General features: G+C 66.3%; 7 protein-coding genes. 2 read left to right on the plus strand and 5 right to left on the minus strand.

Features of this window, described 5'->3' with window-relative positions:
* The first annotated feature begins 217 nt into the window (after positions 1-217).
* Complete coding sequence (locus tag Amac_RS38815) at positions 218-1,021, plus strand: DUF1206 domain-containing protein (protein WP_155359415.1); 804 nt, start codon at positions 218-220, stop codon at positions 1,019-1,021.
* Here the strand turns inward: Amac_RS38815 and Amac_RS38820 are convergent, their stop codons facing one another.
* Positions 1,022-2,104, minus strand: coding sequence for a hypothetical protein (locus Amac_RS38820; RefSeq protein ID WP_155359416.1), 1,083 nt, complete (start codon positions 2,102-2,104; stop codon positions 1,022-1,024).
* A 420-nt stretch (positions 2,105-2,524) separates the two neighbouring features.
* A complete protein-coding gene (locus tag Amac_RS38825; protein WP_155359417.1) occupies positions 2,525-5,821 on the minus strand; it encodes a non-ribosomal peptide synthetase in 3,297 nt (1,098 codons plus the stop codon).
* 130 nt (positions 5,822-5,951) lie between these two features.
* Between Amac_RS38825 and Amac_RS55550 the strand changes: the two genes are divergently transcribed.
* Positions 5,952-9,863 carry an AMP-binding protein gene (locus tag Amac_RS55550; protein ID WP_218041555.1) on the plus strand — a complete coding sequence of 1,304 codons (3,912 nt, stop codon included), beginning with the start codon at positions 5,952-5,954 and terminating at the stop codon, positions 9,861-9,863.
* Between the two features lie 107 nt (positions 9,864-9,970).
* Here the strand turns inward: Amac_RS55550 and Amac_RS38850 are convergent, their stop codons facing one another.
* From Amac_RS38850 to Amac_RS38860, 3 genes are all read right to left on the minus strand, one after another.
* Positions 9,971-10,459, minus strand: a complete 489-nt coding sequence (locus Amac_RS38850; protein ID WP_155359418.1) for a GNAT family N-acetyltransferase — start codon at positions 10,457-10,459, stop codon at positions 9,971-9,973.
* A gap of 248 nt (positions 10,460-10,707) precedes the next feature.
* Positions 10,708-11,481: an ABC transporter permease gene (locus tag Amac_RS38855; RefSeq protein WP_155359419.1), complete on the minus strand. Its 774-nt coding sequence runs from the start codon at positions 11,479-11,481 to the stop codon at positions 10,708-10,710.
* Between the two features lie 29 nt (positions 11,482-11,510).
* Positions 11,511-12,314, minus strand: coding sequence for an ABC transporter permease (locus Amac_RS38860; protein ID WP_170322880.1), 804 nt, complete (start codon positions 12,312-12,314; stop codon positions 11,511-11,513).
* Positions 12,315-12,329: the final 15 nt, after the last annotated feature.

The raw sequence follows: 12,329 nt of genomic DNA on the forward strand, positions 1-12,329 counted from the left end.
CTCAACGCGGTAACCCAACTCCTGCCGGGCCGCATCAAGCAGCTTGTCCGCGATGCTGGAAATGGGGGATCTCCTGGGGGTTTGGTCACGGATGAGTAACCGGACATTAATCCCATCGATGCTCAAACCACAGGAAAACCTGACAAACTTTACCTTTGGTTTGGAATGGATCGGAGGGAGCAGTGGGGAGGGACAGCCTCGGCCCGAGGAGGAGCCCATGGTCAGCACGAGCCCCACGCGGATCGCCAGAAGGGTGGCGGAACACCCGATTCTTGAGCGGGCGGCGAAGATCGGTTTCGCCGCCAGAGGCGTGCTCTACGGGCTTATCGGCCTGGTCGCGCTACAGATCGGCCTCGGCAACGGGGTCAGCACGGAAGCCGACAAAAGCGGCGCCATCCACCTCGTCGCGAGCCGTCCGCTGGGCGGGTTGCTTCTGTGGATCATGGCGTTCGGGCTGGCAGGCCTGGCCCTCTGGCAGACCGGGGAAATGATCTTCGGGTCGCACGAGCCCCTGGACCGCGTCGAGGCCGCCGGCCAGGTGGTCGTCTATGTCGTCCTCGTGGTCTCGCTGCTGGGTCTGCTCCTGTCCGGGAAGAATGCGAGCTCGACCGACGAGCAGTCCCAGGACGTGACACGACTGCTGTTCGAGCTGCCTGCGGGTCAGCTGCTCGTCGTGCTGCTCGGCCTGGGGGTGGTGGCGCTCGGTGTGTACTCGATCCGCGAGGGCTTGACCGAACGATTCATGCGGCACATGACCGTCACCGTGTCCCGAGCCCGGGCAACCGTGGTGAAGCTCGGCAAGGCCGGATATGTCGCTCGTGGGGCGATCGCTGTGGCGGCCGGAGGCCTCATCTGCCAGGCCGCTCTCACGTACGATCCCGAAAAAGCGGTGGGTATCGACGGCGCGCTCAAGGCGCTGGCCGACACCCCGGTGGGTCCGTGGCTGCTGGTCGTCGTCGCGAGCGGCGTCGTGCTGTTCGCCGTGTACTGCTTCGCGGAGGCGCGCTGGCATCGGACGTGATCAGACCAGGAGCATGATCTCCCAAGAGTCGGGGTCATCCGTGTACGCGGCGAGCGGCTTGCCCGTGAGCGTCTCCAGGAAATCGATGTCGATCGGGCACACACCCGGCGAAAGCTCGCGGAAGCTCTGCACGCAGTCGGCGCCGAGCAGGTCCTTCAGGCGGGCACGATAGGCGAGGACCACGTCGAACGGGATCACGTCGTCGTCCGGCACGCGCCCGGTGAACTCGGCCGCGAGCGTGGCCACTCCTTCGGCCACGGCGGGCAAAGGCTCCAGAACCGTGACGAAACGCTCGCGATCATGGTCGAGGGCGTGCCAGGTGTATTCGGGGCTGACCGAATCGTCGAGATCGCCGTACGTCGCGAGGACCAGCGCGGGGAGGGTCAGCCCGAGCTCGGCCGCCGGCCGGAACTCCGGCTCTTCCCGTTCGGCCGCCTGCCGCTGGTATTCGGCGACGGTGACGAACGGCCCGAATTCGAAGCTCACGGGGGCGACTTCGCCGGGCTCGTCCGGTTCGTGGATCTCGGAGTTGGCGGCGATGACGACTAGTTGCACGTGGTCGGCCTCGGGGAGGGTGACCTGCTCGTCGGTGAGCGCGGCGAGGCTGTCGAGGTCGACCGAGAAGCGCGCCTCGCTCCACCAGCGATAACTGAGCGCGCAGTCGGCCCCGAGAAATTCGCGAAGCCGATCCCGGTAACCGACCGTCTGATCCAGATCCGCGTACGCGATGTTGGACCCGTAATACGCCGCCGCCAAGCGGGCCAGCCCTTCCGGCGACCGAGGTCGCAGGATGGTGAGAATGTCGGTGTTGTGGAAGCAGGAGATCCCGTCGGAGAAGGTCTGCGCGGCCAGCCATTCCCGGTCCGGCGGCAGTTCCTGCGGGTCGGAGGCGACCAGCGCGAGCACGGGTAGCTCGATACCATAGGCCTCAAGGGGCTGGTAGGGGCCGCGGTCCCAGTCGGCGGCCGGGCTGTGACGGACTCCGAGGGCGTCCAGCCGGGCGGTGTCATCGGCGGCGATGGCGGCGTCGTCTTCGCCCCAATCCGGATAATGTTCATGAGCGATCGCGCGCCAGTCGGTCACGATCACACGGTATCTACCGCAGAACAGTCGGAACAGGGCCCGCGCTGAGCAAAGTATGGCTTGCCGACCGTTCCAGTTCGCTGACGCGAACATCCGCACATCCGGCCTTCACCAACCAGCCGGACAATTCTTCCGCCGAGTAGAGCCGTCCACCCTCGCTGCGGCGAGCTTTGACCGAAATCGTCGTTCACTGACGACCAGGAGTTCGTCGGGCGAGCCCTTCGCCACCTCCACCGCGCGGGGATCCGGCAGTTCCTAGGCGGGTGGCGCTCGGCGTGTGGGGTGCGTGAGCCACAGATTGAGCGCGAACCCGGCCGTACGGTCAAGGGACCCGTGGATTCGCAAGGCGACCGACATTGTTGTACGAAGCGTCGGCTGGGTCGAGGCGGTGGAGGAACCGCAGGCGTTCCTGGCCCGGGGTCACGGGATGCCTCCTCGCTCGCTGACCATGGCGGCGATTCCGGCGATCGTGGGTGTGTCGAAGAAGGCGTAGAACGGGACATCGACGTTGAATCGGTCGCGGATTCTGGCCGCGATCTGGGCGATGGTGAGGGAGTGGCCGCCCAGGTCGAAAAGGCTCTCTTCCGGATCGATGCCAGCCAAGCCAAACACGTCCGCCCAGATCTCCGCGACGGCTTCCAGCGGCGATCCGCCCGCCTGGACGTCGGCGACGGGCTCGTCATAACGGGGTAGAGCGGCGCGGTCGAGCTTGCCGTTGGGGGTCAACGGCAGTGTGTCGAGCTCGACGAACGCAGCCGGCACCATGTAGGCGGGCAACTGGCGCGCGAGGTGGCGGCGCAGGTCAGGAGCGCCGCCCACGGTGTACGCGATGAGTTGCTCGTCCTGGACCGCGACCGCGGCCTCCTTCGCGTGCGCCAGCAGGCAGGCTTCGATCTCGCCAAGCTCGATGCGGTGCCCACGAAGTTTGATCTGATTGTCGGTACGCCCCAGGAACTCCAGTTCGTCCCCCCGGAGGCGGACCCGATCGCCGGTGCGATACATCCGAACCGGCTGGGTGAGAAACCGTTCGGCCGTCAGCTCAGGCCGGTTGAGATAGCCACGAGCGAGCCCAGCTCCGGCGATGTAAAGCTCACCAGGCACGCCACGTGGGACCGGGTCAAGGTTGTCGTCGAGAATCAGCAGCTGGGTGTTGGCAAGCGGACGCCCAATCCTCACCCGATCGGGATTGAGCGGAATGTCGGCCAGCGTGGACCAAATCGTGGTCTCGGTCGGTCCATACATGTTGAGCAGCCGCCCCACTCGCGCCCGAAGCTGCCCGGCCAACGGCAACGGAAGAGCTTCGCCTCCAGTGAGAGCGGTTCCTTCGAAGGCGAACCCAGCATCCAGCAACAGACGCCAGGTCGACGGAGTGGCCTGCAGGTGGCTGATCCGGTGACGCTCGGCAAGCTTCGTCAGAGCCGCGCCATCGGCCGTCTCGGGCTCCGCAGCGACAACAACCGAGCCCCCCGTGATCAGCGGAAGCCACAACTCCAGCACCGAGATATCGAAAGACAACGACGTCACAGCCAGCCAGACATTCCCCGCTTCGGCGCGAAGCTCATCGCGCATCGCCAACAGCAGGTTGGCCAACGCCCGATGCTCAATCTCGACGCCCTTGGGCCGCCCAGTGGACCCCGAGGTGTAAATCACATACGCGAGCTCGCCACCAACTGAATCCGACTGAGACCGCGAAACCACACTCGCAGCCACGGGGTAGCTACTCGAACCGGCGAATGCACCCACATCCCCGGTTCCGCTATCACTCCCAGGACCGGCAAACGAAACCCCATCCGCGAGATCAGCGCCCGAATCGGAGACCGAAGCCACCTGATTGGTACCAGGGCCGGGGAACGAAACCGCAGCCGCGTGGTCGGTGCCCGGAGCGGCGAACGAGGCCGCGTCGGCAGCTGAGTGATTGGCGCCCTGATTGGCGAACGAAGCCGCGACCGCGTGGTCAGCGCCCGAATCCAGGCGATCGACGCCAGCATCGGCAAACGACACCGCAGCCGCGAGATCCGCACTCGAACCCACGTGATCGACGCCAGGAACGGCAACCGAAACCGCAGCCGCGCGATCGGCGAACGAAGCCGCTGTCGTGGGTGCGTGATCAGTATGAGGATCGGCGAATGGGACCACTGTCACGCCCGGCAAGTGAGTGCCTGGGTCGGCGAGGAGGACCTTGGCGCCAGAGTCAGTGAGGATGTAGTTGAGGCGTTCTGCCGGGTATGCGGGGTCGAGTGGCAGGTAGGCGGTGCCGGCCTTCCAGCAGGCTAGGACTCCCGTCACCGATCGCTCCGAGCGCCCGGCAGAGAGGGCGACCAGATCGCCCGTTTTGACTCCGGCCAGCCTGAGCTGTTCTGAGAGCCGCTCGGCTAGGCGATCTAGCTCGGCGTAGGTCAGGCGGGTCTCGCCGCTGATCACGGCGACCGCGTCCGGTGTCGACGCGACCTGCTCCTGGACCAGGTCCAGAACGCTCACCTGCGGGTACGCGGTGTCCGCCCCTGCCACGACCGGTCCATCGGCGACCTCCAATCCCCGCAACGCGATATCCGGATTTTTCGTGACCTGGGCGAGGATTGCCTGCCAGTGCGCGGCGATCCGTTCCACGTCGGCGCGAGCGATCGATCGAGGCGCGAATTGGAACATGACGCCCAGTCCGTCCGGCCCGTCCACCAGGTGAATGCGCAGGGCATTGCGGGCGGTGCGGTTGAAGACCACCCAGTCCACGCTGGTCCCTGATGGTGGCGCGATCCGGCGGCGATAGGTCAGCGAGACGGGCGCGAGCGAGACCCCAGGCCGGAGCCCGGAAACCGCCCGCCCCAGCGGAACCTCGCGAACGCGATAGAGCTCCCGCAATCCGGCTCGAACCGACCGGGCGAACTCCGCGAAGCTCACATCCGGCGATGGTTCCGAGGCGAAGGGTAACTCGTTCACGTACACGCCGATGCGGCCAAGCGCCTCCGCGGGCCGTAGCCCAAGATCTAGAGCGGTCACCGGGCGTTCGTTGCCGTAACGGCGTAGAAGCGCGTGCACGCTGGCGACGACCAGCTCGAACCGCGTCACGCCGAGCCGCTCGGCGGCATTCGCGAGCACGGATTCGGGCAGCCGGAACTCGACCGCGTCTCCCGCCTGAACCTCCTGGTCAGACCGGTCGAACCCGGGCAGCACGACCTCGTCAGGCTCGGCCCACCGCCCCGACCAGTACGCCCGGGCCGCCGGCGCCCCCGCCGCGATCCGCGCCGCCTCCTGATCGGGACCCTCACCCGGACCGAGCCCCGGCAGCTCCGGCGCGAAACCCTCGACCTCGGCCCGATAACACGCCGCCAGATCGGCCACGAAGACGTCGGTCGACTGCCCGTCGAAGGCCAGATGGTGCACGACGACGAGCAGCCGCCCGTCGTCGAGCAGGCTCATCCGCGCCAGCGGCCCTTTCTCCAGATCGAACGGCCGGAGAATCTCCTCCTCCGGGTCCGAACCGAGCTCGACCCGGACCGGCAATCCCTCGACCAGGTACGGAACCCCGTCCGTTTGCCGGATCGCCGCCCTGAGCAGCGGATGCCGTTCGACCACTCGCGCGCACGCCCGGCCCAGCGCCGGAATGTCCACGGGACCGGCGAACCGGACCGCGAACGGCATGTGATGAACCGCTCCCAGGTCACTGAGCTGCTCGTTGAACCAGATGCCGCTCTGCGGGACCGAGATTCGAACGTGTTCCATTGAACCGCCCCAACGATCGCTTATTTCGTGAGTATGACTAGAAATTGCATCCGTTTGCTAGATACTTGTGATGATTCGTTCGGAGTGGTTTACTCCGAGAGATCATCCACGGCTGCGGAAGAAGCGGACGATGACCGTCACACTCCCCGGACTGCTCCGGGCAAGAGCCAGGGAGCAACCGTCGAGAACGGCTTTGATCTGCGACGACACCGTGAAGTTGAGCTTCGGCGAATGGGACGAACAAGCCGACGCCACCGCGTTCGAACTACTCGAACGGGGCCTCACGCCCGGCGATCGCGTCGGCCTGCGCTACGACAACGCCCACTGGGCGGACTACGCGATCGCGTTCCTGGGTGTCCTCCGCGCGGGCGGCGTGGCGGTCCCCCTCCCGTCCCGCCAAACCGACGCCACCCTCCGCCTGATGCTCGAAGACTGCCAAGCCCGCTGGATCCTCAACCAACCCCTCCACACCGGCCCTGCCCGGACTTCCACCGCCACGACGGATGAGTCCGCCGTCTCTTCAACAGGAATCGCCCGAAATCCCGAAATCGACTCCCACGCCACTCGCAGGGAGACCCGTCAGGATCCTGCGCTCCAACCGGGCACCGCAGGGACAGAGATCGCCAGAGTCACCCAGAGGGAGATCCACGCTGCGACCCAACTGGGGCTTGCTTGGACAGGGATCGGCGAGCCCGACGCTGGGACCGCCCGCAGGGAGCTCAGCGGGAATCTCTCGTCCCACCCGAGTCTCATTTGGACAGGGATCGGCACGCCCAACCCTGGGACCGCCCGGAAGGAGCTCAGCGGGAATCTCTCGTCCCACCCGAGTCTCATTTGGACAGGGATCGGCACGCCCAACCCTGAGATCGCCCGGAAGGAGCTCGGCGGGAATCTCTCGTCCCACCCGAGTCTCATTTGGACAGGGATCGGCACGCCCAACCCTGAGATCGCCCGGAAGGAGCTCGATGGGAATCTCTCGTCCCACCCGAGTCTCATCTGGACAGGGATCGGCCGGCATCCCGATTCTGGGAGCGAGGAGCCGAGCGGGAGTCGTTGGGAGCCTGTGGTCGGGTCTGGTGATTTGGCGCAGATCCTGTACACAACTGGGACTACGGGGCGGCCGAAGGGGGTTGCGGCCAGTCATGCCAACCTGGCTTTTGGGCATCGGCCGCATCCGGGGTATCGGATGTTGTCCCACTCGGAGCATTTTCTGCATGCGTTCCCGATTGGGACGAATGCGGGGCAGATGATGCTCGTCAACACACTTGTCGCGCATCCGGCCGCGCTTGTGGCCTCGGTGTTCGAGGCGGAGCGGTTCTGTGCCTTGATCGCGGAGCATCGGGTGGGGACCGTGTTCCTGGTGCCCTCGATGGCCGTTGACCTGCTGAACTCGGGAGCGTGGCGGCGACATGATCTGTCTTCTGTGCTTCTGCTCAGTTCGTCGGCGGACGCGCTGCCCCCGCATGTGGCCGTCGCGCTTCCGGAGGCTTTTCCGAAGGCCACGATCGTGAACTTCTACACCTCGACGGAGGCGGTGCCGGCGCAGACGACCATGATCGTTGATCCGGCTCGGCCGCATTCGGTGGGGCGGGCCACCGAGTCGGGGGATCTCCGGATCACCGGGGAGGACGGGGAAGCCGCCGGGATCGGGGAGGTCGGGGAGGTGTGGTTGCGGGCGCCCGCCGCGCAACGCTCGTACTACGGGGATCCGCAGGCGAGCGAGCGGGTGTTCCAGCGTGGGTGGACGCGGATGGGAGATCTCGGGTACCTGGATCAGGACGGGTATCTCTACCTGGTCGGACGTGAATCCGACGTGATCAAGTCCGGGGGTTTGAAGATCTCCACGCTGCAGGTTGAGGCGGCGTTGCAGGAACATCCCGCGGTGGCGGAGGTCGCCGTGCTCGGGGTGCCGCATCCGGTGATGGGGGCGATGGTGGCGGCTGCCGTGGTGCCACGAAGCCCGGCCACCGCCGACGAGCTCCGGACATTCCTGCATCAACGACTGGCCCGCAACGAAATCCCCACACGGTACGCCTTCGTGGACGCGTTGCCTCGAAACGAGCTGGGCAAGGTCCTCAAGAGTGAACTCCGCGAGCTTTTCACGGCGCCCCGGAATGCCAAGGGGCGGCCGTTGGAGACGCCGGAGCAGCGGGCGCTGGCCCGGTTGTGGAGCGGGGTGCTCGGCCTGCCGGTCACGAGCCCCGACGACGACTTCTTCGCCCTGGGCGGCGACTCCCTCAAAGCCACCCAACTCGCCACGCGGGCGACTGAGGAGTTCGGCGTCGACGTTCCGGGCACGCTCGCCTTCGATCATCCGACGCTGTCGGCTCAAGCCGAGCACGTGACCCTACACACCCCCACCCAGAACCTGATTTATCCCGAAATATCGGCAGAATTGGGTGCGCTCTCCGGGGTTCAGGAGCATTGGTGGCGCTGGATGCACGCCGCTGCCGAGACCCGGCATATGCCGCCTGTTCACGTCGCCGTCCAGATCGATGGGCAGGTCGATGCGGGTCTCGTCGACCGCTGCCTGGCCGAGCTCGTCAGAAGGCACGAAGCTCTGCGAACCGTCTTCAGAGACGGCCGAGCCTTCATCGAACCGGAATCCAATGTCCACGTCACCGTCCACGAAGCCTCCGACGAAGCCGAAGCCGGGCAACTCGCGGCCGACCTCGTCCGCGCACCTTTCGACATCGGCCGGGGGCCATTGCTCCGCGCCGCCCTGATTCGCCTTCGCCGTAGGCGTACGGGCTGCGCGGGAGAACCCGCCGCCGGTGGTGGCCTTTACCGGGATTGCGGCCCCACCGGCGGCGCGGGTTCCACCAACTCCACCAGCACCGCGAATTCCACCACGCACGCACAATCCACCGGCAGCCCCAAATCCACCACGGGCCCACAATCCGACGGCAGCCCCGAGGCGGGCACACAATCCGGCGGTAGCCCGAAATCCACCACGGGCACACAATCCGACGGCAGCCCCGAGGCGGGCACACAATCCGGCGGTAGCCCGAAATCCACCACGGGCACACAATCCGGCGGTAGCCCCGAGGCCACGATGGGCACACAATCGAGCGGCGGCCCGGAGGCCGCCACGGGCCATTTCGGCGGCAGCGTGGAGTCCACCGTCCTCGTCCTAGCCGCCCACCACATGATCTTCGACGGCTGGTCGGCCGGAGTCCTCCTCCGGGAGCTGGGCGTGCTCTACTCCGCCTTCAGCCACAACGCCCCTTCGCCCCTCCCTCCACCCGTCCAGTACGCCGACTTCGTCGCCTTCGAACACCGCGAATGGCGCCGAACCCGCCCCCACTGGACGGCAACGCTCACCGGAGCCCCAAGCACCCTCCCGGCCCTCCCCGGCCGCTCCCCCACCGTGACCCTGTGCGCGGCCATCTCGCACGATTTCCCCATCGCTCCCGTACGCGACCTGGCCAGCCGCCACAACGCGACCTCAGCCATGGTCCTCGCCGCCGCCTGGGCCACCACCTTGAGCACCTGGGCCGACTCCCCCGAAATCGTCCTCGCCACCCCTGTCACCGGCCGCTCCCGCCCCGAATTCGAAGCCACCATCGGCTGCCTGTTCCGCTGGAACCTCCTCCGCATCCTCATCGACAACACGAGGGACGAGGACACCAACCACGGAGATATCAGGGCACCAGACAGCGACAGCGGAGACGCCCAGGGGGGAGGCATTATCGCCCGAGTTCGCCGAGCCATCCTCACCGCCAACGATCACCAGTTCCACAACTTCGCTCGCCTGCACGAACTGGTCCCCTACCCGGCGTACTTCCGATTCGAAAGCTGGGGCCGCCCCGCCCACCTCCCCGGCCTGCCGTCCCAGGAGTTCCCCATCCCGGCCGGCCCGATCATGGAATGGTGCCTGGCCGACGACGACCCGGACACCCACCCGCCTGAACTCCTCATCACCGAACACCCGGACGGCTCGCTAACCGGCTCAATGATCTACAACAAACACGCCTATCGGACCGCCGACATGGCCGCCCTCGCCGAGGCGTTCACGGCCACGATTCCCCGGCTGGCATAAGCGCCAACAGGATGACCAGGTTGCTCGCTGTTATCCGGCCCCGTTCACGCAAGTGAAGGTTCTCGCCGCACCGGCGCCGAGAGCGGCGGCAGCATTCTGTTCGATGGTTAGTGCTGTGACCGGGAACGTTCACCGGGTTCAGGGGCGATCCGGTCATGGTCGAGGTATCGGCGAAATCCCTGGGCAAGTGGCCGGAAACCGCAGGCTCGGTAGAACGTGTGGGCTTCATGCCCGTCGGCTGCCAACAGCTGGATCTTGTAGCAGCCAGCTGATTCGGCGAGTCGTACAGCGGCGTCCATCAATTGCCTGCCGACGCCGCGTCGGCGATGGGCGCTAGCGACCACGACGTTCTCCACGACCAGGATCGATCGCCCGCCGCGAGTGAGGTTCGGCAGGACCACACAGTCTGCTGTGCCTGCCAGCACGCCGTTCAGGGCCGCAACCAGCACGGTCCGGCCTTGCTGGAGGCGGATAGCCGCCCAGATGTCTCGTGTGGACTTCGTCGGCAACGGCGCATCGTCGGGGTTCAGCTCACCGTAGAGCGCCAGCAGCGCCGACAGGTCCGTCTCAGCGGCCGGCCGGATGATGATCGTCATGTACCCGAGCTTATGAAGGATCCGAGCGTCGCGGCCGATGGCGTCTCGCGAGCGGACGACCCGGTGAACGTTCCCGGTCACAGCACTGGGCGGACAGGAGGCGTCGCCAGCTGCGGCATCAATCCGTTCGATAGGTGGTTCTCGCCGCACTGGCGCCGACATTCTGTTCCGTGGCTAGGAGGCCGCCATCTGCGCATTAATCCGTTCAGCGGCTAAGCCGACAGGAACGCCGCCATCCCGTTCGGTTGCTAAGCGGACAAGAGGCGCTGCCATCTGCGGCGGGCCAGGAGGAGGCAGGTGGTGCCTAGGACGAGTAGGTAGGTGGCGTTGGCTAGGAGGGTTGGTTCTAGTTGGCCGAGGGCGGGTTGGCGGATCAGTTCGATCGCGTGGTAGAGGGGGAGGGCTTTCACGATGAGTTGGATGGGCTCGGGGTAGATCGTTACGGGGTAGAAGGTGGTGGCGAAGAGGAACATGGGGAGCATGACGAGTTGGGTGTACTGGAAGTCGTCCCAGCTTCGGACGTAGCCGGCTACGAGGAAACCGGCGGCGCCGAAGGTGTAGGCGATGAGGAGGCTGCCGGGGAGGGCCAGCAGGATCCAGGGGGAGGTGACCAGGCCGAAGGCGGTGACGGCGGTGAGGAAGCCGAGTCCGGTGATGAGGCCGCGCAGCATGCCCCAGGCGATCTCGCCGGTCACCAGGCCGGTGACTGTCATGGGGGTGACGACCAGGGCGTGGTAGAAGCGGTCGAAGGTGAGTTTGGCGTAGGCGGTCTGGGTGGTTTCTTCCAGGGCGCTGTTCATTACGGCGGTGGCCAGCAGGGCGGGGGCGATGAAGGTGGCGTACGGGACGTCGATCCCGGGGACGTCGCCGACCAGGGCGCCGATGCCGACGCCGATCGCCAGCAGGTAGAGGATCGGCTCGAAGATGGAGAACAGGGCCATCGTCCATGGGCTGCCGCCTTTGTGTACCCATATGTTGCGCAACACCAGTAGGTGGGCGCCTCCGGCGCGAGGCAGGGCCATGGGACGTTCCTTCAGTTCCGTCAGTTTCGTCATTCGTGGAGACACCGCCGGTAGGTGATGCGCGCGATCATCGCGCCGATGGCGCAGAGGGCGGTCAGATAGCCGATGTGCAGGAGGCTCGTGCCTAGGGTGGCGGTTCCGAGTGCCAGCGTTCTGGACAGATCCACACCGTGCCAGAGCGGCAGCGCGTACGCGATCGCTCGCAACGGCGCCGGCAGCTGCGTGACCGAGAAGAATGTGCCGGAGAACAGGTACATCGGCATGACCACGAACCGGAACACGGTGTTGAGCTGGGGAAAGTCCGCCACGGTCACCGCCCACGCGGCCAGCGGTGTGGCGAAAGCCAACCCGGTCAGCGTGGCCGCGAGGGTCACCGCCAAGGCGATCGCGATGTTCTCGATCAATCCGAACAGCGCCATCGCCATGACGAAGGCGGCGGCGCTCAGGAAGAGCCGCAGCGTGATGAATATCAGATGCCCGGCGAAGATATGTCCGGGTTCGAGCGGAGTCGCTGCGGCGGTCGAGTAGATGCGCTCTCGCCGCAGCGCGCTGTTCACCACGAAGCCAGCTTCCACGAACGCGTTCTGCAACGCCGCTGCGGCCAGCAGGCCGGGCGCGAAGAACGCCAGGTAGGACGCCCCCTCGACCGGCCCTTCGACCAGCGTGCCGAGTCCGGCCCCGATCGCCAGCAGAAACAGGATCGGATTGGCGACACTCACCACGATCGTGCCTCGCCAGGTTCGGCGATACCGCACCAGCCAGTACGCCATGGCCCGAAACGCCATCGCCAACCCACCGGCACGCGGGGCATCACGCCAGTCCGCCAACATCATGATCAGTCCACCCAT

This window comes from Acrocarpospora macrocephala, assembly GCF_009687865.1.
GTDB lineage: Bacteria > Actinomycetota > Actinomycetes > Streptosporangiales > Streptosporangiaceae > Acrocarpospora > Acrocarpospora macrocephala.